This is a genomic window from Enterococcus sp. NBRC 3427 (assembly GCF_007996925.1).
Classification (GTDB): Bacteria; Bacillota; Bacilli; order Lactobacillales; family Enterococcaceae; genus Enterococcus_B; species Enterococcus_B lactis.
In genome coordinates, this window is record NZ_BJLL01000040.1 from 1 (window position 1) to 25140 (window position 25140).

A 25140-nucleotide genomic window follows, 5' to 3' on the forward strand; every position below is an offset into this window, starting at 1 on the left:
TCCATCTGGTTCATTGGCAGCTTTTCAAAAAATTTTTGATACAAAAATCTATACATTACTTTACGGTGAAAATACATTTAGATTTTTTATAGCAATTTTTGATGTTATTTTTGGAGTGAATAAAAGTTCTTCATTAGTACAAGACTTTATAAATATTGGGAATACATCTATTAATGTTTATACATTTTATCAATATTATTTATATGATTTTGGACCGATATATGCGTTAATTGTGCAATTTATCATAGGAATCTTACATGGAGTAAGTTTTAAAAACATGTCTATGAAAAAACCTTTTTGGATTTTTCTATACAGTATATTAATATATCCGCTTCTAATGCAATTTTTTCAAGATCAATATTTTTCAATTTTTTCTACATGGATGCAATTAATAATAGTCGGTTTCTTGACACTAAAAACAGACCTTTTATTCTACGTAAAAATAAAAAAATGACATAAATAAAGAGAAACCATAGAAATATTTATTGTATGTAATATTTATATATTTTGAATATTTTCTTAAGAAAAACAGAAATTATAATATAAAATGATGCTATGAATTTTTGGCATAAATATAGAATAAAATAATCACAAAGAAATTTGATATGAAAATAAAACTATAAAATTACTAATTTTTATATAAAATATGCAAGGGTGGTTGAAAAATGAATAATATAATACTAAAGGATAAAGTAGTCTTAATAACTGGCGCAGCCGGTTTTATTGGATCAAATTTGGTTCTTGAGTTATTACGTACTCAGTCATCAATAAAAATCATTGGCATTGACAATATGAATGATTACTATGATGTCTCTATTAAGAACTATAGATTATCAGAGATAGAAGTGGAGGCAAAGAACCATCCAGGATCTACTTGGAATTTTATCAAAGGTTCTATTGCTGATAAAGCAACAATTGATTTCATCTTTGATAATTATAAACCAAGTATCGTGGTGAATTTAGCAGCTCAGGCAGGAGTCCGTTATTCAATTACTAATCCAGATATGTATATCGAATCTAACATAATAGGATTCTATAATATTCTTGAAGCTTGTCGTCATTCATATGATAATGGAGAATCCGGTGTGGAACATTTAGTGTATGCTTCATCATCATCCGTTTATGGAACTAATAAAAAGATTCCGTATTCTACAGATGATAAAGTAGACAATCAAGTATCGTTGTATGCAGCAACTAAGAAAAGTAATGAATCAATGGCACATGCATATTCTAAACTTTACAATATTCCGTCTACAGGGTTACGTTTCTTTACAGTATATGGTCCTGCTGGGCGTCCAGATATGGCTTATTTTGGTTTTACTGATAAACTTCGTGCTGGTGATAATATCCAAATATTCAATTATGGGAATTGCAAGCGTGATTTTACCTATATAGATGATATTGTTGAAGGAGTAAAGAGGGTTATGCAGTGCCCCCCAGAGAAAATCAATGGGGAAGATGGGCTGCCAATACCACCATATCATATTTATAATATTGGCAACAATACGCCGGAAAACCTATTAGATTTTGTAGATATTCTACAACAAGAGCTAATTGCAGCAGGGGTGCTACCAGAAGATTACGACTTTGAATCTCACACCGAACTAGTTCCGATGCAACCAGGAGATGTGCCGGTTACTTATGCAGATACTAGTGCGCTAGAACGAGATTTTGGATTTAAGCCAAGCACAAGTTTGCGTGATGGGCTTCGTAAATTTGCACAATGGTATAAGTCCTTCTACGAAGTATAGTTATATTTTTTTATTATGAATAGTTGTAGAAACACCTCAGATACTAATAATCTGAGGTGTTATTTTTTCAGTCTCGTTGAAATAAATCTCTGGTATAAACTTTTTCTTTTACATCATCAAGATTACTATCATACCGATTGGCAATAATACTGTGACTGATGTTTTTAAAATTATCTAAATTATTTACTACTCTTGATCCGAAAAATGTAGTGTTATTATCAAGTGTTGGTTCATAAATTACAACAGTTGCTCCTTTTGCTTTTATTCGCTTCATAACTCCTTGAATAGATGATTGACGGAAGTTGTCTGAATTACTCTTCATTGTAAGACGGTATACACCTATGATTACTTCTTTTTCTTTTTCTTCACTCCATGAACTATTGGCCTCATACGCACCAGCAAGTTCTAATACACGCTCTGCTATAAAGTCTTTTCTTGTACGATTACTATCGACAATGGCACTCATCATATTTTGAGGAACATCGTTATAATTAGTAAGAAGTTGTTTTGTATCTTTTGGCAAACAATAGCCTCCATATCCAAAAGATGGATTATTATAATGTGTGCCAATTCTTGGATCTAAGCAAACCCCGTGAATGATTTCCTGTGTATTTAGTCTCTTCATTTCTGCGTAAGTATCAAGTTCATTGAAGTAAGATACACGAAGTGCAAGGTAAGTATTAGCGAATAATTTAACTGCTTCAGCTTCTGTGAATCCCATGAAAAGAGTTTCGATATCTTTTTTGATTGCTCCTCCTTGAAGTAAATCTGCAAAAGTATGAGAGGCTTCTAGTAAAGTTTTGTCATTTTGGTCCGTGCCAACAATAATTCGCGAAGGGTATAGATTGTCATATAATGCCTTAGATTCTCTGAGAAATTCTGGGCTGAATAGAATATTTTTAGTATTGTATTTTTCACGAATGCTTTCGGTATAGCCTACAGGTACCGTCGATTTGATAACCATTATTGCTTTTGGATTGACTGCTAATACCAATTCAATTACTGATTCTACAGCAGAAGTGTCAAAATAATTTTGTTTACTATCATAATTTGTTGGGGCAGCAATGACAACAAAATCGGCTTCTCTATAAGCGGCTGCACCATCAGTCGTTGCAATTAAATTAAGTTTTTTTTCAGCTAGATATTTTTCAATGTAATCATCTTGTATTGGCGATTTCTTATTATTGATTTGTTTTACTTTTTCAGGAATAATGTCTACTGCTGTTACCTGATTGTGCTGAGCAAGAAGAATAGCAATGGAAAGACCTACATAACCAGTACCAGCTACAGCAATATTCTTCGACTGATGTTTTGTTCTGTTTGATTTATTTGATTCATTTATAAATAGATCTGTTGGTTCAAAATTTAGAACTTCGGCTAATGATTCTAATTGTTGTATTGAAGGGATAAAATCGAGAGATTCTAATCGACTAATTAAGGCGCGGTTGATACCAGTAGCTACTGCAAGTTGTTGTTGTGTCATTTTTAGAGATTTTCTAGAATCAATAATGATTTGAGCTAAACGTTTTTGAGATAACTTTTTCATGATATACTCCTTTTTGTTACTATTAATAACAAATGATTTTTTCTTCTATAACAGAATAGCTTATTATTAATAAATATGTCAATTTTTTTATTGATTAAAAAGATATTTTTTTGTTTTAAGTATTTTTATTTATTTTTTTGTTACTTAAAGTAACTTTGTAGATTGTGAATAACCTTATACATAAAAAGTTTCCGTGAGTCCCTACAATATAAAGAATAAAAAAATGTGATGTTTTAAACTGTAACCAACCACAATAAACTGCTTCTCAATTCTCCCCCATACGCAATACATAGGCATCAAGCAGAATTCTCGCGATGATCTGGAGAGGCAAGCGTGAACGTACTTCATAATCAGGGAAATACGAACCTTCTGATTTGAAACCTACGAGATTTATCTCGCAATAATCTTTGAGTGTAGAGGAATGATTGGCTGTAACTAGAATCGAACCAATCTCTGCATCATAGCAATTCTTTGCGGCGGTGACGAGTTCTTTTGTCTCGCCGTTCAAAGAAACAAAAATAACGCTGTCTTTCTTAGTTAGTTTCCGACTGATGCTTTTGATGATTTCTGGATCAGTATGCATTTGACAATTTTTCCCTGTTAATTGAAGTTTTACGAGCATCTCTTGACCAATCATTTCTGAAAATCCTCGTGCAAAGACAAAAACCCGGTCAGCAAATTTGATTCTTTGTATTGCATCTTCAATGTTCCCGATTTCCAACATATTGATCGTACGTACCACTTCTTGTTCATTTTTTAGAATGGCTCGACGGATACCTTTGTCTACTTTATCTAAGAAAGAAAAATTGATGTTCTTGTTTTCTCCTTCTTTTAGATGGTGCTTAAACGAAGTAAATCCTTCATAGCCTTTCTTCTTCATTGTCCGCACAATGGTGGCTGTTGAGACATTTGCTTGTTCACTTAGTTTCACGATGGAGTAGTTAGGGATCTCTAGGATGTGGTGTTCGATAAAGTTCCAGAGGTACTGTTCTGTTTCACTTAATTTGTGATCCATATTCTTTCCTTCTTTCACCAAAAGTTAGTTAAAAAATAGCACGATGTGTTTATAAATGTAAAGGTTTTCTTTGTGTTGAAACGATTAAGAAAACATTTTCTCTTTCGCGTATTTCATAATAGAGTCAAGGAGGTCATTGGTTATGTCTATCTACACATGCACGATGAATTTGGCAATTGATCTATTTATTGAAACAGAGGAGATGCATCCTTTTATGGTAAACCGCACAAAAGAGGATGACATTCAGGCAAACGGAAAAGGGGTGAATGTGTCACTAGTATTAAAGATGCTAGATTTCCCAAGTACGGCATTAGGTTTTTCTGCTGGTTTCACAGGAAAGTATATAGAAGACTATTTACGGAAGAAACAAATCCAAACAGAGTTTATTGAAGTGCCTGGTATGACGCGTATTAATGTATTTACACAAGTCAATCAAACGGGAGAAGAATACAAATTAGTGAATCAAGGACCTGAAATACCGCAGGCAGCTGTCCATAATTTTTTAAATCAAATAAGAGCATTACAAGCAGAAGATTATCTTTGTGTTTCTGGGAGTTTACCAAGAGGAATGTCTCCGAAGGTTTTAGTGGAAATCAGTCGGATTTGTCAGGAAAAGGGGATTCATTTGATTGTTGATAGTAGTGATCAAGAAGTCATGGATTGTTTGCCCTATCGACCGTTTTTGCTGAAACCGAATGAGGAAGAACTTTCTTTTTGGTTCGGACGAAAAATGGTTACAGATGAAGATTACTTTGTTTATGGACAACGACTAGTAGAGTCAGGTGCAGAAAATGTTTTGTTATCCCTCGGTGAGAAAGGAGCGATTCTTTTTACGAAAGACAGGGTGATTCGAGGAAACTCGCCAAAAGGAAAAGTCGTCAATACAGCATGTGCAGGTGATGCCATGTTAGGCACTTTTTTAGCAGGATACATGAATCGACGACCGCTTGATGAAACGTTACGTAAAAGCATAGCAGCAGGCAGCTCGACTGCTTTTCGTAAAGGACTGACTGATTTTTTGGATGTGGAGGAATTAAGTAAACAAATCAAAATCAAGGAAGAGAGGTTCGAAAGATGGGAAAATATCAACTAATTGCAGCAACCGGTTGTCCGACAGGAATTGCGCACACCTACATGGCGCAAGAGGCATTAGAGCAAGCAGCTAGGAAAAAAGACATCACGATCAAAGTGGAGACCCATGGACAAATTGGGATCGAGAATGAATTAACGGCTGAAGAAATCAAACAGGCAGATGCTGTCATTATTGCCGCAGACAAAGATGTCCATTCAGAAAGATTTGCGGGAAAACGAGTCATTGATGTTTCTGTCAGTACAGGAATCAAGGATGCACAACGGCTGATTGACGAAGCATTGGCAGGAAAAGGGACCATCTTAGCAGATAATGAAGCTGTTGATACTTTAGAATCAGAAACGATAAGTGGTGCTAATTTTGGTCGCAGCATCTATAAAAATTTGATGAATGGTGTCTCTCATATGTTGCCTTTCGTGGTAGCTGGCGGAGTATTGATTGCTATTTCATTTGCCGTTTGGGGAATCTATTCTTTTGATCCAGACCATGCACAATACAATGCTACAGCGGCGATGTTAAAAACGGTTGGCGATGCAGCAATGGGGATGATGGTTCCAGTTTTAGCAGCTTATATTGCAGAAGGGATCGCGAAACGTCCAGGGTTAGTCGTTGGATTTGTTGGTGGAATCGTGGCCATGAATGGCGGTACTGGATTTTTAGGAGGTATTTTAGCTGGGTTCTTAGCAGGTTATTTTGTCTTATTTTTGCAAAAGCTACTGACAATTTTACCTAAACAACTAGATGGCTTGAAGGCAATCTTCTTATATCCAGTTATTGGTGTAGCGTTTATTGGCATCGTGATGTCTTTGTTGGCGGGTCCAATGAAGGCTGTAAATGAAGGAATGATGAGCTTTTTAGCTGGATTTGAACATTCGAATCCACTTGTTCTTGGCGTGATTGTTGGTTGCATGTGTGCGTTTGATATGGGAGGACCGATTAATAAGGCGGCATATGTAACAGGTACAGCTCTTTTGGCACAAGGAAACACGAGTTTTATGGCTGGCGTGTCAGCAGCTTGCATTGCACCACCGTTGATTACTGGTTTTGCAACTTTATTGTTTGGTAAATATTTTGATACCAATGATCGTAATGCAGGTTTGGTTAATTTTATTTTAGGATCAACTCATATTACGGAGGGAGCTATTCCGTTTGCTGCGAAAGACCCGATCCGAGTATTACCAACGATGATGTTAGGCTCATCAATTGCTGCTGTCTTGACCTATCTGTTTGGTGTCCAAGTACCAGCCCCACATGGCGGTTTTTTAGTGTTACCTGTAGTGACGGGAAAAATCCAATGGGTTACAGCGATTCTTATTGGTTCGATCGTTGGTGGAGTGATACTAGGTTTGATCCAAAAGAAAAGAGTAACTGATGAAGACAAGAAGATGGATAATAAAGCAGCAAATCGTACAGTTATCGAAGAAGGAAGAGCAGGAGGCTTATCATGACAATCATTTATGAAGAGAACATTTTTTTACAACAGCCATTAGATAGTCAAGAAGAAGCATTTAAGTTTTTAGCAAAGCAAACATTCTGTTTAGGAATCGCTCATGACGAAAAAGAAGTATATCAAAAACTTCTAGAAAGAGAAAAAGAAGGCACTACAGGAATAATGTCAGGTTTTGCTATCCCTCATGCGAAGTCTCAAACAATCAACGAACCTAGTTTGATTATCATCACACTGAACAAAGGAATTGAATGGAACAGTTTAGATAGACAGTCAGTTGATTTTATTTTTGCGTTATTTATCCCAGATTCAGAAGCAGGAACGACTCATTTGAAATTATTGTCTCTCGTTGCACGATCATTGATGCGAAAAGAGGTTACAGAACAGTTGAGAGCAGCAAAATCAAAAACAGAAATAGCCGCAATATTAACTAAAGAAATAGGTGAAGATATATGAAGAAAATGAGTATAGAAAAACAGGAACGTTTGAAGCGATTGACGGATGAAGCTGGAATTATTAGCGCGTTAGCTATCGACCAGCGTGGTGCTTTGAAGAAAATGATCAACCAATATAAAGAAGCTACATCAGAAGATATCATCCAATTTAAACAGATGGTTTCTCAGTACCTGACTCCGTATGCTTCCGCTATTTTACTCGATCCAGAATATGGTCTGCCTGCAGCAGCGCTTCGAGAGAAAGGATGTGGCTTGTTGCTAGCTTATGAAAAAACCGGCTATGATGCGAAAATGCCGGGCCGACTACCAGATTTATTGAATAGTTGGTCAGTGAAAAGGTTAAAAGAAGTGGGTGCGGATGCTTGTAAATTTTTATTGTACTATGACGTTGATGAACCAGTAGAGATTAATGTGCAAAAACAAATAGTTATAGAACGGATTGGTTCAGAATGCGAAGCAGAAGGCATACCTTTCTTTTTAGAGATCCTTTCTTATGATGCAACTATTGGCGATCCGTCTTCTCTGGACTACGCAAAAGTAAAACCGCATAAAGTTATTGAAGCCATGCGAGAATTTTCAAAAGAACGTTATCAAGTGGATGTATTGAAAGTAGAAGTGCCAGTGAATATGAGATTTGTGGAAGGATATGGGCAAGAGACTTGTTATAGTCAAGCAGAGGCATCCGCGTATTTCTATGAACAATCGAAAGTGACTGAACAACCGTTTATTTTTTTAAGTGCGGGAGTCAGCGCTGCACTATTTCAAGATACATTGCGTTTTGCAAAACAATCAGGTTCGACATTCAATGGTGTCTTATGTGGACGAGCAACATGGGCGAAGGGAGTAGCACCTTTTGTTACCGAAGGCGAAGAAAAAGCGAGTAGTTGGATGTTAGAAGAAGGAAAACAAAATATTAAAGAATTAAGTACACTATTAGAAGAAACAGCAACTTCTATTTATGTTAAGAAGTAAGAAAAAGGATTGTCTGAGTGACAGATTCGAAAAAATAATTAGTTATTTAAAAAAATGTTTGTCAAATTTTTTAGAAAAAAAGTATAAAACTGCAAAAGTTATCTAAAACTATTAATAACGTTTGTCATTAATAAGCTATTTTAGGTTGTTGTAAATGATATTGGAAGTAATAAAACGATAGTTGTAGGAATATCATAGGGATTAATGTGGATTACGCTGCTCGATAAGTTAGTCCATTTTGACGGATCGCTTATGTGGTTCGTCTTTTTTTCTGTTCTTTTATTGGTAACTGGTATTTTTAAGGTATCTTTGTCTATTCAAAATATAAAACTTTAAGTCGTTGTTATAATAGCATTTTTGGTCTAAAAAACCTTTGACAAATGATTAATAATTCACTATTCTTGTGTTGTGGTTATAACCAGTAAAGAAGAGGTAATTTTTATGGAGAGCTCAAATAAAGGAAAATCATTGTATTATCAACTAGTTGATTTATTGAAGGATCGTATCGAAACACAGATGACTCCGCATGATAAGCTGTTATCTGAAAGAGAACTTTGTCAACATTATGGGGTGAGTCGCACCACCGTACGTCTGGCTTTACAGGAATTGGAAAATCAAGGTTATATTTACCGAAGACATGGAAAAGGTACCTATGTCTCTGATTTGTCTGATAAGTCATCGAACTTAGCTGGGGCGTATAGCTTTACAGAAGAAATGCGCGAAATAGGGCGCGTCCCTAAGACGGTCATTTTAGAATTTAGACAAATGGAAGCTAATAAGAGAATTGCTAAGAATTTGAACATCCATTTAGGTGAAACTGTATTTAAACTTAAAAGATTGCGTTTGGCAGATGAAGAGCCATTGATGGTTGAGCGTTCTTATCTACCGGCGAAACTATTTATGGGACTTGATTTGCCGTTACTTGAAAGTAAACCATTGTATGATGTGTTTTCACAGGATTATGAACAACAAGTTCAATTAGCTGATGAAGAGTTTTATGCAAGTATTGTGCAAAAAAAAGATGCTGCTGTGCTACGAATCGCTGATGGCGCTCCCGTCTTACATCTGACGAGGATAACCTATAACGTGAAAAATGAGATTATCGAATATACAGATAGTGTAGCAAGAGCGGACCAGTTTCATTATAAAATTCGGCATATCCGAAAATGATTGAGAGGGAGAACAACATGTTTGAGCTATCGAAGAACAAATTAAAACAAATAGGTGCAGCAATCACGACACAAGAAATAAAACAACAACCAGATCTCTGGAAAGAAACAATCAATAGATTGATGCAAAGCCAAGAAAATTTAGCTCTATTTTTTGATCAAATAAAAAAAGAAGCAAACGGAAGAAGAATACGCGTTATTTTTACGGGTGCAGGAACGTCTCAATATATTGGGGATACGCTCTTACCCTATCTAAATGAACATGGAGACAATCAGTTTTTTATCTTCCACAGTTTTGGCACGACAGATATTGTAGCTTCACCAAAAGAATTTTTGTTTCCAAATGAACCGACTTTATTAGTTTCATTTGCTCGCAGCGGCAACAGTCCAGAAAGTGTAGCGGCTGTGCAAATTGCAAATGAACAAGTTGAAACATTATTTCATTTGACGATTACTTGTGCTGAAGAGGGGATGTTGGCAAAAAACGCACAGGACGATAAAAAGAATTATCTGTTATTGATGCCAGAGAGAGCAAACGATGCAGGTTTTGCTATGACAGGAAGTTTTACGTGTATGTTATTGAGTGCTTTATGGATCTTTGATCAAACAGCAATGGAGAAAAAAGAAAGATATCTTGAACAATTAGTTACAATCGGTCAAGATCTTCTTTCAAGAGATCAAGAAATTCAAAAGTTATTACCTGATTTTTTTGAACGGATCGCTTATCTGGGTTCAGGAAGTTTGGCAGGTGCGACAAGAGAAGCACAATTAAAAATTTTAGAATTAACAGCAGGTAAAGTTGCTACAATTTTTGATTCTTCGATGGGGTTCCGTCATGGACCAAAGTCTTTTTTAAATAGCGAGACACTCGTTGTAGGTTTTGTGAGCAATCAACCATATACGCGAAATTATGACTTAGATATTTTAGAGGAAATAAAAGAAGATCGGGTCACTGCCAATGTCATTGCGATTACGCAACCGGGTACTATTGATTTCTCAGGTATGACTGTGCTATTGGAAGACTCGGTGAGTAAATTGCCCGATGCCTATCTTGCATTAGCGATGATTATGACTGCACAAATCATTGCACTCTATACTTCAATCAAAGTAGCTAATAAACCAGATACACCATCTCCAACAGGCACGGTCAATCGAGTAGTCAAGGGCGTCATCATTCATAAGTATGAAAACGAAGGAGAAATGACAGATGAATGAAGAAAAAAATAGGGCAATGGAGAGACTATCAACAAAAGATGGAATTATTAGTGCATTAGCAATCGATCAGCGTGGTGCTCTAAAAAAAATGATCAAATCGTTGGGAAAAGAGCCAAGTGAAGACCAAATCAGTGAATTCAAAGAACTAGTATCAGCTGAGCTGACACCCTATGCTTCTGCTATTTTATTGGATCCGGAATATGGATTGCCAGCAGCAAAAGTCAGAGCAAAAGAGACGGGGTTATTGTTAGCTTATGAGAAAACCGGCTATGACACAACTACGCCTGGTCGTCTACCTGATCTATTAGCGGATTGGTCTTCTCTCAGATTGAAAGAACAGCAAGCGGATGCAGTAAAATTCTTACTTTACTACGATGTTGATGAAGCACCCGAAATCAATCATTTGAAGCATGTGTTCATCGAACGTTTAGGTAGTGAGTGTGAAGGAGAAAATCGTCCCTTCTATTTGGAATTAGTTTCTTATGACGCACAAATAAGCGATAGTTCTTCTCCAGAGTATGCAAAAGTCAAGCCCCACAAAGTTATTGAGATGATGAAAGAATTTTCTGATCCAAAATATAAAGTTGATGTATTGAAAGTAGAAGTACCTGTCAATATGAATTATGTGAATGGCTATTCCACAGGTGAATTTATTCACAGCAAAGAAGAGGCTGCCGCCTTCTTTAAGGAGCAAAGTGAAGCGACTCCATTACCATTCATTTTTTTGAGCGGGGGTGTTTCAACAGAATTATTTCAACAAACACTGATTTTTGCTCATGAATCGGGATCCACATTCAATGGTGTATTGTGTGGACGTGCGACATGGAAAGATGGGGTCAAAGCATATGTCGAAAATGGAAAAGACGGAGCTATTCATTGGTTAAGAACAAATGGGAGAGAAAACATCGAGACTTTAAATAAAGTAATAAATGAAACCGCTACCCCTTGGTTCAATAAAACAAAAAGCAAAAAGGTGAAGATGAAATGATTACGACAGTTACCTTGAATCCTTCCATCGATATCGCTTATACAGTTGAAGAATTAAACCTCGACAAAGTCAATCGAGTTGAAACAGTCAATAAAACAGCGGGAGGAAAAGGAGTGAATGTGGCGAGGGTTCTAAATTTATTAGGAGAAGAGGTGATAGCTACTGGTTTAATAGGCGGCCAGCACGGTGAATATCTAAAGAACCAGCTAGATCAGTTAGGGATCATGCATCAGTTTGTTCCAATTAAAGGAGAGACAAGAGATTCTATTGCTATCCTGCATGGTTCGAGACAAACAGAGCTTTTGGAACGAGGTCCCTTCATAACAAAGAAAGAACAACAGACATTTACCGATCATTTCGAGCAGCTCCTCGAAATATCAGATATTATGACAATCTCAGGAAGTTTACCCCAAGGATGTCCTCTTGATTACTATAAGCAATTGGTTGCTTTAGCTGATAAAAAAGGGAAAGACATATTACTAGATACTTCTGGTAAATTTTTGCTTGAAGTATTGAAAGGTAAGGAGAAGCCACTACTTATCAAGCCCAATCTGGAAGAACTAGGAGAACTGATTGGCCAACGTATCTGTTCTTCGATTCAATTAGAAAAAATTCAGTCCTTATTAGCTCATCCAATATTTGAAGGAGTGCCATGGGTTGTTGTTTCTTTAGGAGAGAGAGGTGCTGTGGCAAAAGTTGCTCAGTGTTTCTACGAAGTCATTATTCCTAAAATATCAGTTGTTAATCCTGTTGGTTCAGGTGACGCGACCCTTGCAGGATTGGCCAATGCGTTATCAAAAAGGCAATCAATCGAAGAGATTCTCGCATTTTCTATGGCTTGCGGCATGGCAAACGCGCAACAAGAGAAAACTGGCTGGATCGACCCTATGAACGTTACGATGTTGATGAAACACATTCAAGTTAAGAAAATCAAATGAACTTAAATATAAAAGAAAGCGTTTTCTTTGGTTGGGAGGGAATTTGTTCTTGGCTTAAAAATGAAATATAAGAAAGAAAAAATTAAAAACGTTATCTTTGAAACAGAAGGGATATTTGATGATGTCACAGATTTAATTGAACAACCAATAGAAAAAATAGATAAGGAGAATGCATGATGGCAATTATTGGTGTAAGAATCGATGGACGTTTGATACATGGACAAGTAGCAAATCTTTGGACAACGAAACTGAATATTAGTCGAATCATGGTCGTGGATGATGAGGTAGCCACAAACACAATTGAAAAAAGTGGATTGAAGTTAGCGACTCCAGCAGGGGTAAAATTAAGCATTTTGCCAATCGAAAAAGCAGCAACAAATATTTTAGCTGGCAAATATGACTCTCAACGAGTAATGATTGTAGCAAAAAAGCCAGATCGAATCTTATCTTTAGTAGAAAAAGGAGTTCCTATCAAAGAAGTAAATGTGGGGAATATGTCACAAACGAATGAAACACGGTCCATTACAAAATCAATCAATGTGGTAGATGCAGATATCGAAGTATTTAAAAAATTAGATCAGCTTGGTATACATTTAATTGCTCAAATGGTACCAAACGATAAAGCAGAAGACTTTATGAATCTTTTAATCAAATAGGAGGAATGATCCATGGATATTCAATGGTGGCAGATCTTATTATTAACATTATATGCAGGTTATCAAATTTTAGATGAATTACAGATCTATTCTTCAATGAGTGCGCCAGTGTTTGCAGGGTTATATGCAGGTTTAGTAATGGGTGATTTAAACGCAGGTTTGATTATTGGTGGCAGTATGCAGTTGACAGTTTTAGGAGTGGGGACGTTTGGAGGCGCATCAAAAATAGATGCCAACTCTGGGACTATTTTAGCAACTGCCTTCTCGATTTCTCTTGGAATGAATCCAGAACAAGCGATTGCTGCTATTGCAGTGCCTGTAGCAAGCTTAATGATCCAATTGGATATTTTAGCTAGATTCGCTAACACATACTTTGCCCATCGTATTGACCGTCACGTAGAAGACATGAATTATCAAGCAATCGAACGTAATTTCTTAATGGGAGCTTTACCTTGGTCGCTCTCTCGTATGATTCCTGTATTTTTAGCTTTAGCATTTGGTGGTGGATTAGTTGAAAATGTTGTTTCTGTTTTAAACGGGAATCTAAAATGGCTAGGCGATGGGCTCTCAGTAGCAGGAGCTGTTTTACCAGCTGTTGGTTTTGCCATTCTTCTGCGCTATTTACCAGTAAAGAAACATCTTTCTTATCTTATTTTAGGATTTACGATCACGGCATTATTAGCAACGTTATTCTCTAATGTTCAATTATTAGGAACAAGTGTGGCAAGCGTTGTTAAAGATTTTCCGGCAACTTTCAATTCACTACCGATGCTTGCTGTAGCATTGATTGGTCTAGCACTAGCAATGATCAGTTATAAGAATGATCAAAACAAAGACCATCATCCATTAGCTAGTGAGCCATCACATTCTGTTGAGGGGGAAATCGAAGATGACGAAATCTAATTACAAATTAACAAAAGAAGATTTTAAGCAAATCAATCGAAGAAGTTTGTTCACTTTTCAATTAGGTTGGAACTATGAGAGAATGCAGGGTTCTGGCTATTTATATACTATCTTGCCACAACTAAGAAAAATATACGGAGACAACACACCAGAATTAAAAGAGATGATGAAAACACATACGCAATTTTTTAATACTTCTAATTTTTTTAATACAATCATTACTGGGATTGATCTTGCAATGGAAGAAAAAGAAGGAATTGCTTCCAAGGAAACCGTATCGGGGCTGAAAGCTGGATTGATGGGTTCCTTTGCAGCGATTGGAGATTCCGTATTTGCTGCTTTGATTCCAACGATTTTTGGGGCTTTGGCGGCGAATATGGCAACTGATGGAAATCCGATAGGTGTGTTTATATGGATTTTTGCTCAGATCGTTGTCATGGTTTTTCGTTGGAAGCAACTTGAATTTGCATACAAAGAAGGAATTTCCTTAGTTACTACTATGCAATCTCGCTTAACTGCATTAACGGACGCAGCCACTTTATTAGGGGTATTCATGGTAGGGGCATTAGTTGCGACAATGATCAATGTTAAATTTTCATGGGCACCAACGATTGGCGACGTGACATTGAATATGCAAAACTATATCGATATGATCTTACCTAAAATTTTACCCGCTGGGATCGTCGGTGGTGTTTATTGGTTATTAGGAAAGAAAAACATGACTCCTACTCGAGCGATTTTTATCGTATTAATTGTGTGTGTTGCTTTATCTGCATTGGGTGTGATTTCGAAATAAGGGAGAGCGAGAAATGAGTAGACAATTGGTATTGATTAGTCACGGAAAATTTTGTGAGGAATTGAAAAAAAGTACAGAAATGATCATGGGGCCTCAAGAGGATATCTACACGTTACCTTTATTACCAGAAGATGGCACTGAAACATACAAACAAAAGTTTCTCACTGTTACAGATTCGTTAAATGATTTTGTGGTACTATGCGATCTTTTAGGCGGTACACCTGCAAATATCATTTCTAAACTAATAATGGAAGGACAACAGATTACTCTTTATGCTGGGATGAATCTTCCGATGGTCATTGAATTTATCAACTCACAAATGATTGGTTCAGAGCCCGAGTTTGTTCGTGCAGGATGTGAAAGCATTGTCTCTGTCAACGAATTAATTAATGGAATAGCAGAAGAGGAAGAGTAACAAAAAAGATGAGGGCTTAGCTCTCATCTTTTTTGTCCTATGTTTTTATTTCCGCTTCTGCTGCTTTCCTGCGTTGCGGCCTTTGTTGTTTGTACTGTTTTTTGGTTGTTTGATTTGTTTGGTTGCTTGTTTGCTGTCAGTTGGTTTAGCTGATTCTGTCACGTCTTTTCTTGGAGTGACGACTTGTTTCGGTGGGTTTTGTTTCAACTCTTCTGCCACTTGTGCTTTCAACCGTGGTTTCATCATAACGTTTGTGATGAATGTTTGCAGACAGCTGAACACACCACCGACTACCCAGTAAAGTGTAACACCGGCTGGCGCACTGATCGACATGAAGACGATCATAGCAGGAGAGACGATCAGCATCGTACGCATCGTCTTTTTCTGTTCTTCAGGAATACCGATCGTTGAGATATATCCTTGAAGCAGATAAGCGACCCCTGCAATGGCAACAAGCACCATACTTGGTGAGCCTAGATCGATGCCGTAGAAAGATGATTCCCGAATACCTTCTGTATAACGTGCCGTAAAGTATAAGGCAGAGAAGATCGGCATTTGGATCAATAGAGGCAGACAGCCGATTCCGCCGGTCATACTCAATCCGTTTTCGCGGTATACTTGCTGCATTTCTGCTTGTGCTGCCATTTGTTCTTCACGTGTTGTTGCAGCTTTTAGCTTTTGTTGTGCTGCTTCAACTTGTGGTTTTAACGCTTGCATTTTTTCAGATTGGATCATTGTTTTTTTCGATTGACTAATACCTAGTGGCAAGATGATGATACGGACGATCACAGTCATTGCAATAACTGCCCAGCCATAAGACCAATTGAAATTCTCAACTAGATATGTAATCGCTTGGCCCATAGGATGGACGAGTACTCGATAAACGATTCCCGAAGTGTCAGGGTTTCCGTTTGAATCCATCCGCACACAGCCAGATAAAAAGAGCAGGATACTGACAAGTCCGGATCCCAATAACCAGTTTTTCCATTTATTCATAGAATACTTCCTCTTCTATAATTTTTACACAAACTTAACTATACTAAAAAAGCGCATGGAATTCAATCAACTTCATAGAAATTTCATATAAATATTCGTTCTTTTACGTAGCGAAAAATTTTGAAAAAAAGACAAAAAATCAAGAAAGAAATACTAGGAAAAAGTAGGATGATTCCAAGTGTTTCTTTCTTATTTTAATAAACTAAAAACTTTTTTTATTCTGCCCGAAAAAGCGGAGTCAAATGAACTCACTGCAAGTGATAGATCAGCTTTTTCACTGCTGTCCTTAACGCTTGAGGCAAAGCGCCTCAAAAACAACCTTATCCCACCACATCAAATTTCTTTCGTTCCTCAATCATCGGGTCTTCTTGGACATCCACATACTGCACTCGTCCACTTGGGCTCGGAGATTTCTTGACTTCTTCAATAAATTTCTGGATGATGTCGTCATTGCCGATTGCTTCGATTGTGACTGAGCCGTCGTCTTCGTTTTTTACCGTTCCAGTCACGCCTAGTTGATCAGCAACCATCTTGGTCATGTAGCGAAATCCTACGCCTTGGACGCGTCCTTGGACGTTCATTTTAACTTTGCGCATGTTCGTCACCTTTCTTTCCTATTTTATAAATTAATGATACCGATTTTTTTAGGATGAAACAAGCTCAAGCACCTATTCCATGATATAATCATGGGGAGGTGAGGAATGTGAAAGAGATCCAATCAGCAAAAAATCCAAGAATCAAAGAATTAAAAAAACTACATAAAAAGAAATATCGGGAAGAAAAGGAAGAATATCTTTTGGAAGGGTTCCATCTGATTGAAGAGGCTGCGTCGTCTGATGCAGAAATAAAAGAACTTTTTGTGACACAGCGAGGCAGGAAAGAATGGGGAGACTGGCTGGCCGCAAACAAAGAAATTTCTACTTTTCTAGTTTCAGATGAGGTCATGGATGCTGTATCGGATCTACCTACACCACAAGGAATCTTAGCAGTGATGGCGTTAACGGCTGAAGGCGCGCCAGATTTTTCAGGAGGTTGGCTATTATTAGATAATGTACAAGATCCTGGAAATGTAGGGACGATGATCCGTACGGCAGATGCATTTGATATGGCTGGTGTTTTATTAGGCAAAGGAACGGCAGATATTTATAGTACAAAGGTGCTGCGAAGCATGCAGGGAAGCAATTATCATTTGCCTGTGTTGCAACAAGATTTGACAGAAGTGATCCCTTTAATGAAAGACAAAGGGTTCACAGTGTATGGCACAGAATTAAATGAAGAAGCACACGCATTAGACAAAGTAGAAAAATCAGATAACTTCGCAATAATCATGGGGAACGAAGGTCAGGGGGTAAGTCAGGAAATCTTGTCTCTGACTGATCAGAACGTATATATCCCGATGAAAGGAAATGCGGAATCGTTGAATGTTGGGGTTGCGGCAGGGATTGTTCTTTATCATTTTTCTTTATGATTAAGGAACTATTAAGCTTTGGCTATTTTATCCAAGGCGACTAGAATAATCCGAACACTGGTGGTATACTTAGATCAATTTCAGAAGAAAATGAAATTCAAAAAGGTGGCAGATCGATAATTATGACAGAAAAATGGCGTGAAGACGAAGAATATATGTCTTATGTAGAAGATCTTTTAGAAACAGAAGCAGTGAAAAAATTAGCGAATTACACACAGCATGTTCATTCCACTCGTTTGGAGCATTCCATCAGTGTTTCTTACTATAGTTATCTGCTCGCAAAAAAATGGGGTGGCAATGCTAAAGCAACAGCGCGTGCTGGACTTTTGCATGATCTGTTCTACTATGATTGGCGTACGACGAAATTTGATGAAGGTACACATGCGTATATCCATCCAAGAATCGCTGTAAAGAATGCAGAAAAGATCACCGAATTGTCGGATCTTGAGCGAGATATCATTTTGAAGCACATGTGGGGCGCAACGATTGCACCGCCTAAGTACAAAGAAGGATATATCGTAACATTTGTAGACAAATACTGCGCAGTCAAAGAAGCCGCTCAGCCTATGTCAGCAAGTATGCGTAAGAGATGGCAACGTTACTTTGGAAAAGAATCTTCGATTTAACAGGTAAAACCAATAATAGGTCATATTCCGAGAAAATCTAGCCGATTTTCTCGGTTTTTTCTGTTTGCAGTTGACTATCTGGTCAAGATACGGTTTACTTTTATTTATCGAATGAATCATGTACATAGAAGAATGAACATTAAAGGGGGTGATGATAAGATGCAAAACGTATCTTATTTAAAAGAGTCCGGGATCTTCAGGTAACACATACTTTGCAGAAGATCACTTTTTTCTACAAAGTATGCACTTTGGTTAGAAGAAAGGACTTTAAAATCATGGAACAAATAATGAAACCATATCAATATTTTTTTATAAAAAGAGAAGTAGATCAGTTATTAAATGCGTACTCATCTGTCAATGACCCAAAAACGGTACAAACGGTTCAGGCTCTAGCAGCTGAAAAGATTCGCGATGTATTAGGTTACGAACCACCAGAAATCGATACGTTTTTAACGACAGTTTTAGATGTAAAACTGACAAAAACGCAAGCAGAACGAGCATTGGAGGAGCTGAAGCAAATCGTCCAGCCGTTTATGCAGCCTAGCAAACCACAAATCGATAAATTATTCCGAAAAGTGAAAAAACTCAAACAACCAGCTTGGAACGAAATCGACTTGCAAGCACATACGTACATCGGTTGGAATGATCCAGGGACACAAAAAAAATTCATGGTTTATTACGAAGATGGAAAATTAAAAGGGATCAGCGGTACTTTATCACCCACGATTAATAAGGGAATCTGTGCAATCTGTCAGAAAACATCGAATGTTTCGCTCTTTCTTTCTACAACGAAAGCCGGTTCTGATGGCACGTATACGAAAAAGGGGAATTATATTTGTCATGATAGTGACCAATGTAATCAACAGTTAACGAAATTAGCTCCTTTCTATGAATTTGCTGAACGTGTAAAGAAAGAACGATAATTTTATTGTTTTTTACAGAAAAGTATGCTATCTTTTAATGGAAGTGAATAGGTGATGGTGTTCGCCTTTAAATGCTAACGTAAGATAGCTAATGACGCCTACTAAAGTCTGGGGACAACCCCTTTCTTTAGTAGGCGTTTTTTTATTTGAGGAGGAATTTTTTTATGGAAAAACAATTACCGAGTCCAGTGCGTATTTTGGCGTACATGCTGAAGTGGCTGGTGATTACAGCGATTCTGGGAGTATTCATGGGGAGCTTGTCTGCTTTTTTCTTAAATAGCCTGACATTTGTGACAGATATCCGACTAGCACATCCTTGGCTCCTTTATCTACTACCAGTCAGCGGCGCACTTTTTGCTTATCTTTATGCGTATCACGGCGGTCTTTCTAGTCGTGGGAATAACTTAGTGATCGATCAAGGGAATGGAGGAGAAGAAAACATCCCTTTGCGGCTCATTCCATTGACCTTGTTTGGGACCATCACTACTCATTTATTTGGGGGATCTGTTGGTCGTGAAGGAACAGCAGTCCAAATGGGGGGAGCATTAGCTGATAATATAGCCCATTTGTTCCGATTGGATAAAGCAGAACGGGAGATTTTGATTATCAGCGGGATCAGTGCCGGTTTCAGTTCTGTATTTGGCACACCTTTAGCCGGAACATTGTTTGGATTAGAAGTGTTGGCAATCGGGAAAGTCCGAACAGAAGCGATCTTCCCTAGCTTCTTTGCTGCGCTTTTTGCAAATTTCATGACGGAAAGCTATGGTGTTTCTCATCTACATTACCAAATGGGTGTGATTCCTGAATGGAGTATGTTGCTGTTCTTCAAAGTTTTTGTTGCGGGAATTGCTTTTGGTTTGATTGGTTGGGTATTCAGCCGTTCGATCGTCTTTTTAAAAGCACGGTATGCGCAATGGATTCCTCATCCTGTTTGGCGAAATACGATAGGTGGAGCAGTAGTTGTAGCCGCAGCGTTGATTTTGCAAACACAACGGTACCTTGGGTTGAGTCTTCCGTTATTGCAGGAATCATTTAATGGACAGGCACATGCTTATGATTTTATTGGGAAATTATTTTTCACAGTCTTGTCTTTAGGTGCGGGGTACCAAGGGGGAGAAGTGACACCACTGTTTGAGATTGGTGCAACACTTGGCGCAGCACTAGCACCTTTGCTCCATGTTTCTGTTCCTTTTCTTGCTGGATTGGGTTTTATCGGGGTATTTTCTGGTGCGACAAATACACCGATTGCCTGTTTTGTGATGGGAATCGAATTATTTGGTTCACAAGCTGCTGTTTACTTCTTTATGATCTGCTTGATCAGCTTTATGTGTTCAGGGAACAGCGGTATTTATTCTGCACAGCAAGTAGCCGTCAAAAAAGGAATACTATTCTTGCCAATCGTCAAGAGAATAAAAGAAAAAAACAAGGTGTGATATATGTTTTGTCACACCTTGTTTTTTTTTAGAAAAGTAAAGTGATCAGTGATAAGAATGCGGAACCTGCGAAAAGCAATCCGCAAATGATCATATGTCTTTTTTTGTTCATCATCAAGATGGCGATGTATTCTCTTAAGAACGCGTTAGGCAAGTAATAGAAAGCTGTTTTTGCCCCAATACCATTTGCCTTCAGTTTCGCTTGTCGTGCATAGAGACCAGCTCTGAAAATGTGGTAATTGTTGGAACTGAAGATCGCGCGATAGGGACCTTTCATTTGCTGATCCATGATTTCCTTTGAATAGCGCATATTCTCCAAAGTGGTTGTCGAATTGGTTTCGACAAGAATATCTCTTTCAGGAATTCCTTGTTCCATAGCATATTGTTTCATCGCAATTGCTTCTGGTACTTTTTCGTCTGCTCCCTGTCCACCCGACATTAATAAGATAGGCGGATTTAATGTCGCACGGCTTTGTGCCCAATAAAAAGCAATCGCCTTATTAATTCGCTTGGCAAGAAGAGGAGAAACTGTTTCTCCATTGATCAACCCGGCGCCTAACACAACGATGAAGTCTTGGTTGTATCGAGGGCGGTTGAACTGATACAAGAATGAGACAGTCAAAAAGTTGTAGAATACGATAAATAGATAGATCAAGATCAATGGAATACATAAAAACAAAGCATTTATCCATTGCGGCAAATATTTTAACAAGAAAAAGTCAAAAACAAGAAACAATGTAAGAAAAATGGCTAGTATCAACGTTAAAAGATTAGCTAATGAATGCGATTCTCTACGTAAAACTGTGACACCGTTCCAAAAAAGAAAAACGATCAATCCATAAATCCCGAATAGAAGGACAAGCAGTAACGGGATCGTGATCAAGGCAATCAGTCCGCCAAGAAAAATATTTTGTGTTTCGTATAGCAAGACAAATAAGTAGATGCCAAAACTAATGAGGAAAACATTGAATAAAAGACCATTCAGCAGCCTTCGCTTTTCTGAAAAATAGGAAAAGGCAAAGATACTGAAAAAAACTAAGGGAATCAAAAAATAAAAGGTCGAATAAAAAATTTCCAACACGACAAAATAAGTCAAGATTACCGCAAATGTCCACGTACTGCTGTAAAAGAACAAGGAAGGATCCTTTTTCTGTTTTCGCCAATAAACGATGGAGAATACCCCAATAAGATAGAGAACCAAAAAAATCAGATCTCTGGTTAGATTCATAAATTCAACTCCTTTTTCTTATACAGTATAACGAAAATAGATGAAAAAAGCTGTTATTTAAACTAGAAAAAGCAAAAAAACATCTTTCTCACGGAAAGATGCTTTTTTCTTTTTGTTCAATTAAAACAAGTTGCCGAAAAATTCTGCGACACGTCGCCAGCCAATAACGAAAATATTTGCTTTTTCTACGGTTTTATCCGTGATGATTTCTGTGGATGGCGCGTTGTTGTCTTCTAAATAACCTAATTTATCCTCTGCCAAGGTGATCGTTGCGGTACCGATTTTTGTCCCTTTATCCATAGGTGCTTGGATCTCATTGTCAGTGACTTGCTTTTTGTCAAGAGTTGGTGTGATTGTTAATTTTCCAGTATCCATGTCGTTCCGTACCCATACTTTTACAGGACTTTTAAGCACAACGGGCACTGTTGATTCTTTTCCATCTTTTACATCAATGGTTTTTAGACTAGGAATACTTGCATTGGCTTTTCCAAGCTCTTTTTCTGACCAATTGTCGTAGCAATAATCCATTAAGCGGGCTGTTTCATTGAAACGGGCACTTGGGTTTTCCGCATGGCCGTCTGCATTTAATACGACAGTGATGATTCGTTGATCGTTTTTAGTGATCGTACCGACGAAACAGGCACCTGCAAGCTCAGTCGTACCAGTTTTTAATCCGTCCACGCCTTCTTTATAATTCACGAATCCTGGGAGCATCCAGTTCCAGTTGACCATTTCCACGGGTGATTGCGTGTTTTCGCCAAACATTTGTGTCGTAGTGCTAGATACGTCCAGTATTTCTGGAAAATCCAAGATCAAATGACGGGCCACGATGGCCACATCTTGAGCAGACATTTGATTTTCGTCGTTTTCTCCAGTACCTTCTGGTCGGTTTTCGCCAAGATAAGAGTTATTCAGTCCTGATGCATTAACGATCGTTGCATCTTTGATTCCCCAATCTTTCAATTGTTCTTTCATTCGTTCAGTGAATTTTGCTTCGCTGCCAGAGATTTTTTCTGCCAAGGAAACCATTGAAGCGTTGGCTGACTGGATGATTGCAGAGTCGAATAATTCTTTAACGGTGTAGGTATTTTCTTTATGCAAAGGAACATTTGATAAATCTGGGGTGACACTCAAATTTTCTGCATAATCTGAAATTGAAACTTTATCATCCCATGATAGTTTCCCTTCTTTTACTTGATCAAGGACGATGTAAAGACCGATGATTTTTGTGATTGAAGCGATCCCCATGGTTTTTTCTCCATCTTGATCATAAAGAATCTTCCCGCTTTGCGCATCTACAGCAAAGGCTGCTTTTGCATTTACTTTGAAAGTATCTTCAGCTTGCACAGCAACAGCTGGTAGAAAAGAAGCAAGGCAAAGAATGAGACTAGCCAATAATAGGACTAGACGTGTTTTTTTTATGGACATATCCGATCTCCTTGTATTTAATTTGTTTCGCTACAAATTAAAATTTTATCAGAGAGGGAAGAGAGTTTCAATGTTTCTGAAAAAAACTTTAGGATAAGAACGCGTGTTATGAAAAGGTTAGCGGTCATTTTTCCGTACTTTTACAGGGACAGGCTGTGTTTCCGCCTCTAATAAGCGGGAAGCGCTGAAAGCAAATAAGCTGATGATACTTAATAAACTAAAAATCATAATCAAATGCATAAGGTCCACCTCTTTTATTCTTTTTCTTAGTCTAACAACCTTTCATGAAGAATAGTTGAAGACTGTGCCCAAATAATTGAGGAAATTATGAAGATAACTTAAAAAAATTGCAAAATATCCAACTGAAGAAATCGTTTTATTTTTTTAGATACGTTTTATTGTATGGAAAAATAGTGTTGTGGTAGACTTTAGATAGACACAAAGGAATGATTTTTTTAGGAGGGGTACGTTTATGGCAAAAAAGGATAAAGAACTATTGTCACAATTGACTTCAGAAGGCGCTAAAGGACCGTTCGTCACGATCATGCTGAATACGCATGTCGCACATCAAGATGTGGAAAAAGATCAAATCAAATTCAAAAATTTTGCGAAAGAAGCAAAGAAACGTTTTGAAAAAAAATATTCCGAGCATGACTGGTCCCCGTTCCAAGAAAAAATTGAAAATTTGTTAGGAGATCCTTCGTTTTGGCGTAGTGCAACTACGAGTGTAGCGGTCATTATAACTGCTGATCAAACCTATATCCATCGTTTGAGTATCCCGGTAGACGATCAATATTATGTAAGTGATCTTCCTTATTTACTGGCCATTATCAAAAATGGACAGTTCAACTATTCCTATTATCTGTTGGGATTGAACCGCGACTCCATGAAATTGTATGAAGTCAGCAACAAACAAGTAAAAGAAGTGTCTCTACCAGAAGGGGCACCGGTCGATGTCGTTACTGCATTGGGATCTGAACTGACAGGTGGCGGTTTGAACTTCTCTTCTAATGGAGGGGGCGGTGCCCGAGATGGCGTGACTTTCCATGGCGTGAATCCAAAAGATGAAGAAGTAGAGATCGATTGGGTCAACTATTACCAAGCAGTTGATACGTACTTGAAGGATTCTTTCGAAAATCCTGAACAATGGCCGATTTATTTATTCGCTCTACCAGAAAATCAGACGATGTTCAAAAAAATCGCCAAAAATCCTTACTATTGTGCAGACGTTGCGATTTCTGCTTCTCCAGCACAACTATCCTTTAGAGATATCGAAGAAGGAGCGAAGAAGCTGTCAAGTGAACTAGCAGCCCAAGAATCAAAAGAGTACAATAAACTTTTAGATAAGAAATTCATCGATCAGTTAGTTGATATCGTTCCAGCTGCGAAAGAAGGAAAAGTATCCCATTTGTTTATCGCTACGTCCAACTTAGCTGATGGTTTCGGAGAAGATCCTGAAACAGAATATGATCGGCGTCAAGTGCTGAATGCTTTGGCAGACGATGTGATCATTAATGGTGGGAAAGTGTTTATTTTGGATCAAAAAGATGCGCCAGATGAAAAGAGTCTGACAGCGATTCTTCGTTATTAAAGTGGTTGTGAAATCAGTGTTTTGACCTGAGTATTAGAGAGAAAAAGCTGTTCTGCATCAAGAAATAAGAAGAGATTTACAAAAATTATTT

At 37.6% G+C, this 25140-nt stretch carries 26 protein-coding genes and 1 riboswitch; of the genes, 19 read left to right on the top strand and 7 right to left on the bottom strand.

Annotated features, from left to right (window positions below; genetic code table 11):
• Positions 1 to 454: O-antigen polymerase (locus tag ESP02_RS09145; protein ID WP_146926030.1), on the top strand; the 454-nt coding region annotated here is incomplete at its 5' end.
• 211 nt (positions 455 to 665) lie between these two features.
• Positions 666 to 1751 (top strand): NAD-dependent epimerase/dehydratase family protein, encoded by a 1086-nt coding sequence (locus tag ESP02_RS09150; RefSeq protein WP_038398545.1) that lies wholly within the window; start codon positions 666 to 668, stop codon positions 1749 to 1751.
• Positions 1752 to 1818: 67 nt separating this feature from the next.
• Here ESP02_RS09150 and ESP02_RS09155 read toward each other — a convergent pair whose 3' ends face one another.
• Entirely contained in the window at positions 1819 to 3297 is a 1479-nt protein-coding gene (locus tag ESP02_RS09155; RefSeq protein WP_038398546.1) for a nucleotide sugar dehydrogenase, read from the bottom strand.
• 265 nt (positions 3298 to 3562) lie between these two features.
• A complete protein-coding gene (locus tag ESP02_RS09160) occupies positions 3563 to 4312 on the bottom strand; it encodes a MurR/RpiR family transcriptional regulator (RefSeq protein ID WP_002302187.1) in 750 nt (249 codons plus the stop codon).
• 142 nt (positions 4313 to 4454) lie between these two features.
• On the opposite strand from ESP02_RS09160, the gene pfkB reads away from it, so the two are divergent.
• The 12 genes from pfkB (at position 4455) to ESP02_RS09225 (ending at position 15356) form a co-directional block, all read left to right on the top strand.
• Positions 4455 to 5405 (top strand): 1-phosphofructokinase, encoded by a 951-nt coding sequence (pfkB, locus tag ESP02_RS09165; RefSeq protein WP_038398548.1) that lies wholly within the window; start codon positions 4455 to 4457, stop codon positions 5403 to 5405.
• Positions 5387 to 6850: a PTS fructose transporter subunit IIC gene (locus tag ESP02_RS09170; RefSeq protein ID WP_038398551.1), complete on the top strand. Its 1464-nt coding sequence runs from the start codon at positions 5387 to 5389 to the stop codon at positions 6848 to 6850. Before pfkB ends, ESP02_RS09170 begins: the two co-directional genes overlap by 19 nt.
• Positions 6847 to 7305 (top strand): fructose PTS transporter subunit IIA, encoded by a 459-nt coding sequence (locus tag ESP02_RS09175; RefSeq protein WP_038398553.1) that lies wholly within the window; start codon positions 6847 to 6849, stop codon positions 7303 to 7305. The genes ESP02_RS09170 and ESP02_RS09175 overlap by 4 nt, the downstream gene beginning before the upstream one ends.
• Positions 7302 to 8276 (top strand): tagatose-bisphosphate aldolase, encoded by a 975-nt coding sequence (gene lacD, locus ESP02_RS09180; RefSeq protein WP_038398554.1) that lies wholly within the window; start codon positions 7302 to 7304, stop codon positions 8274 to 8276. Before ESP02_RS09175 ends, lacD (ESP02_RS09180) begins: the two co-directional genes overlap by 4 nt.
• Positions 8277 to 8717: 441 nt before the next feature.
• Complete coding sequence (locus tag ESP02_RS09185) at positions 8718 to 9446, top strand: GntR family transcriptional regulator (protein ID WP_038398555.1); 729 nt, start codon at positions 8718 to 8720, stop codon at positions 9444 to 9446.
• A gap of 17 nt (positions 9447 to 9463) precedes the next feature.
• Complete coding sequence (locus ESP02_RS09190; RefSeq protein WP_038398556.1) at positions 9464 to 10660, top strand: SIS domain-containing protein; 1197 nt, start codon at positions 9464 to 9466, stop codon at positions 10658 to 10660.
• Positions 10653 to 11648 (top strand): tagatose-bisphosphate aldolase, encoded by a 996-nt coding sequence (gene lacD / locus ESP02_RS09195; RefSeq protein WP_038398557.1) that lies wholly within the window; start codon positions 10653 to 10655, stop codon positions 11646 to 11648. The genes ESP02_RS09190 and lacD (ESP02_RS09195) overlap by 8 nt, the downstream gene beginning before the upstream one ends.
• Positions 11645 to 12586, top strand: a complete 942-nt coding sequence (locus tag ESP02_RS09200; protein WP_038398559.1) for a hexose kinase — start codon at positions 11645 to 11647, stop codon at positions 12584 to 12586. The genes lacD (ESP02_RS09195) and ESP02_RS09200 overlap by 4 nt, the downstream gene beginning before the upstream one ends.
• A gap of 176 nt (positions 12587 to 12762) precedes the next feature.
• Positions 12763 to 13242, top strand: coding sequence for a PTS sugar transporter subunit IIB (locus ESP02_RS09210; RefSeq protein WP_038398560.1), 480 nt, complete (start codon positions 12763 to 12765; stop codon positions 13240 to 13242).
• A gap of 12 nt (positions 13243 to 13254) precedes the next feature.
• Positions 13255 to 14145 (top strand): PTS sugar transporter subunit IIC, encoded by an 891-nt coding sequence (locus ESP02_RS09215; RefSeq protein ID WP_038398562.1) that lies wholly within the window; start codon positions 13255 to 13257, stop codon positions 14143 to 14145.
• Entirely contained in the window at positions 14132 to 14941 is an 810-nt protein-coding gene (locus tag ESP02_RS09220) for a PTS system mannose/fructose/sorbose family transporter subunit IID (protein WP_002311319.1), read from the top strand. The genes ESP02_RS09215 and ESP02_RS09220 overlap by 14 nt, the downstream gene beginning before the upstream one ends.
• A 13-nt stretch (positions 14942 to 14954) precedes the next feature.
• Positions 14955 to 15356 carry a PTS sugar transporter subunit IIA gene (locus tag ESP02_RS09225; RefSeq protein ID WP_002311321.1) on the top strand — a complete coding sequence of 134 codons (402 nt, stop codon included), beginning with the start codon at positions 14955 to 14957 and terminating at the stop codon, positions 15354 to 15356.
• Between the two features lie 45 nt (positions 15357 to 15401).
• Here ESP02_RS09225 and yidC read toward each other — a convergent pair whose 3' ends face one another.
• Positions 15402 to 16352 carry a membrane protein insertase YidC gene (gene yidC / locus ESP02_RS09230; RefSeq protein WP_038398565.1) on the bottom strand — a complete coding sequence of 317 codons (951 nt, stop codon included), beginning with the start codon at positions 16350 to 16352 and terminating at the stop codon, positions 15402 to 15404.
• A gap of 320 nt (positions 16353 to 16672) precedes the next feature.
• Positions 16673 to 16948, bottom strand: a complete 276-nt coding sequence (locus ESP02_RS09235; protein WP_002289551.1) for an acylphosphatase — start codon at positions 16946 to 16948, stop codon at positions 16673 to 16675.
• 107 nt (positions 16949 to 17055) lie between these two features.
• Between ESP02_RS09235 and ESP02_RS09240 the strand changes: the two genes are divergently transcribed.
• The 4 genes from ESP02_RS09240 to ESP02_RS09260 all read left to right on the top strand — a co-directional run bounded on the left by ESP02_RS09240 (position 17056) and on the right by ESP02_RS09260 (position 20802).
• Positions 17056 to 17820: an RNA methyltransferase gene (locus tag ESP02_RS09240; protein ID WP_002291750.1), complete on the top strand. Its 765-nt coding sequence runs from the start codon at positions 17056 to 17058 to the stop codon at positions 17818 to 17820.
• A 122-nt stretch (positions 17821 to 17942) separates the two neighbouring features.
• Positions 17943 to 18446 carry an HD domain-containing protein gene (locus ESP02_RS09245; RefSeq protein WP_002291751.1) on the top strand — a complete coding sequence of 168 codons (504 nt, stop codon included), beginning with the start codon at positions 17943 to 17945 and terminating at the stop codon, positions 18444 to 18446.
• Positions 18447 to 18721: 275 nt separating this feature from the next.
• On the top strand, positions 18722 to 19369 hold the full coding sequence (locus ESP02_RS09255; RefSeq protein WP_038398566.1) for a FusB/FusC family EF-G-binding protein: 648 nt from the start codon (positions 18722 to 18724) through the stop codon (positions 19367 to 19369).
• Positions 19370 to 19410: 41 nt separating this feature from the next.
• A riboswitch (Fluoride riboswitch) is annotated at positions 19411 to 19477 on the top strand.
• A 56-nt stretch (positions 19478 to 19533) separates the two neighbouring features.
• Complete coding sequence (locus ESP02_RS09260; protein ID WP_038398568.1) at positions 19534 to 20802, top strand: voltage-gated chloride channel family protein; 1269 nt, start codon at positions 19534 to 19536, stop codon at positions 20800 to 20802.
• A 28-nt stretch (positions 20803 to 20830) separates the two neighbouring features.
• Here the strand turns inward: ESP02_RS09260 and ESP02_RS09265 are convergent, their stop codons facing one another.
• From ESP02_RS09265 to ESP02_RS13505, 3 genes are all read right to left on the bottom strand, one after another.
• A complete protein-coding gene (locus ESP02_RS09265; RefSeq protein WP_010732199.1) occupies positions 20831 to 22030 on the bottom strand; it encodes a YdcF family protein in 1200 nt (399 codons plus the stop codon).
• Positions 22031 to 22150: 120 nt separating this feature from the next.
• Positions 22151 to 23458 carry a serine hydrolase gene (locus tag ESP02_RS09270; RefSeq protein ID WP_038398569.1) on the bottom strand — a complete coding sequence of 436 codons (1308 nt, stop codon included), beginning with the start codon at positions 23456 to 23458 and terminating at the stop codon, positions 22151 to 22153.
• Between the two features lie 117 nt (positions 23459 to 23575).
• Positions 23576 to 23698 carry a hypothetical protein gene (locus tag ESP02_RS13505; RefSeq protein ID WP_002291757.1) on the bottom strand — a complete coding sequence of 41 codons (123 nt, stop codon included), beginning with the start codon at positions 23696 to 23698 and terminating at the stop codon, positions 23576 to 23578.
• A gap of 232 nt (positions 23699 to 23930) precedes the next feature.
• On the opposite strand from ESP02_RS13505, the gene ESP02_RS09275 reads away from it, so the two are divergent.
• A complete protein-coding gene (locus tag ESP02_RS09275) occupies positions 23931 to 25049 on the top strand; it encodes a hypothetical protein (protein WP_002294874.1) in 1119 nt (372 codons plus the stop codon).
• Positions 25050 to 25140 lie beyond the last annotated feature (91 nt).

Bases quoted from the DNA above. Each gene is read 5' to 3' on its own strand.
- ESP02_RS09275 (WP_002294874.1), top strand. From the start codon at position 23,931: ATGGCAAAAAAGGATAAAGAACTATTGTCACAATTGACTTCAGAAGGC.
- ESP02_RS09190 (WP_038398556.1), top strand. From the start codon at position 9,464: ATGTTTGAGCTATCGAAGAACAAATTAAAACAAATAGGTGCAGCAATC.
- ESP02_RS09220 (WP_002311319.1), top strand. From the start codon at position 14,132: ATGACGAAATCTAATTACAAATTAACAAAAGAAGATTTTAAGCAAATC.
- ESP02_RS09200 (WP_038398559.1), top strand. From the start codon at position 11,645: ATGATTACGACAGTTACCTTGAATCCTTCCATCGATATCGCTTATACA.
- ESP02_RS09245 (WP_002291751.1), top strand. From the start codon at position 17,943: ATGACAGAAAAATGGCGTGAAGACGAAGAATATATGTCTTATGTAGAA.
- ESP02_RS09210 (WP_038398560.1), top strand. From the start codon at position 12,763: ATGGCAATTATTGGTGTAAGAATCGATGGACGTTTGATACATGGACAA.
- ESP02_RS09235 (WP_002289551.1), bottom strand. From the start codon at position 16,948: ATGCGCAAAGTTAAAATGAACGTCCAAGGACGCGTCCAAGGCGTAGGA.
- pfkB (WP_038398548.1), top strand. From the start codon at position 4,455: ATGTCTATCTACACATGCACGATGAATTTGGCAATTGATCTATTTATT.
- lacD (WP_038398554.1), top strand. From the start codon at position 7,302: ATGAAGAAAATGAGTATAGAAAAACAGGAACGTTTGAAGCGATTGACG.
- ESP02_RS09185 (WP_038398555.1), top strand. From the start codon at position 8,718: ATGGAGAGCTCAAATAAAGGAAAATCATTGTATTATCAACTAGTTGAT.
- yidC (WP_038398565.1), bottom strand. From the start codon at position 16,352: ATGAATAAATGGAAAAACTGGTTATTGGGATCCGGACTTGTCAGTATC.
- ESP02_RS09160 (WP_002302187.1), bottom strand. From the start codon at position 4,312: ATGGATCACAAATTAAGTGAAACAGAACAGTACCTCTGGAACTTTATC.
- ESP02_RS09260 (WP_038398568.1), top strand. From the start codon at position 19,534: ATGGAAAAACAATTACCGAGTCCAGTGCGTATTTTGGCGTACATGCTG.
- ESP02_RS09170 (WP_038398551.1), top strand. From the start codon at position 5,387: ATGGGAAAATATCAACTAATTGCAGCAACCGGTTGTCCGACAGGAATT.
- ESP02_RS09215 (WP_038398562.1), top strand. From the start codon at position 13,255: ATGGATATTCAATGGTGGCAGATCTTATTATTAACATTATATGCAGGT.
- ESP02_RS09265 (WP_010732199.1), bottom strand. From the start codon at position 22,030: ATGAATCTAACCAGAGATCTGATTTTTTTGGTTCTCTATCTTATTGGG.
- ESP02_RS09270 (WP_038398569.1), bottom strand. From the start codon at position 23,458: ATGTCCATAAAAAAAACACGTCTAGTCCTATTATTGGCTAGTCTCATT.
- ESP02_RS09255 (WP_038398566.1), top strand. From the start codon at position 18,722: ATGGAACAAATAATGAAACCATATCAATATTTTTTTATAAAAAGAGAA.
- ESP02_RS09150 (WP_038398545.1), top strand. From the start codon at position 666: ATGAATAATATAATACTAAAGGATAAAGTAGTCTTAATAACTGGCGCA.
- lacD (WP_038398557.1), top strand. From the start codon at position 10,653: ATGAATGAAGAAAAAAATAGGGCAATGGAGAGACTATCAACAAAAGAT.
- ESP02_RS09225 (WP_002311321.1), top strand. From the start codon at position 14,955: ATGAGTAGACAATTGGTATTGATTAGTCACGGAAAATTTTGTGAGGAA.
- ESP02_RS09175 (WP_038398553.1), top strand. From the start codon at position 6,847: ATGACAATCATTTATGAAGAGAACATTTTTTTACAACAGCCATTAGAT.
- ESP02_RS13505 (WP_002291757.1), bottom strand. From the start codon at position 23,698: ATGCATTTGATTATGATTTTTAGTTTATTAAGTATCATCAGCTTATTT.
- ESP02_RS09155 (WP_038398546.1), bottom strand. From the start codon at position 3,297: ATGAAAAAGTTATCTCAAAAACGTTTAGCTCAAATCATTATTGATTCT.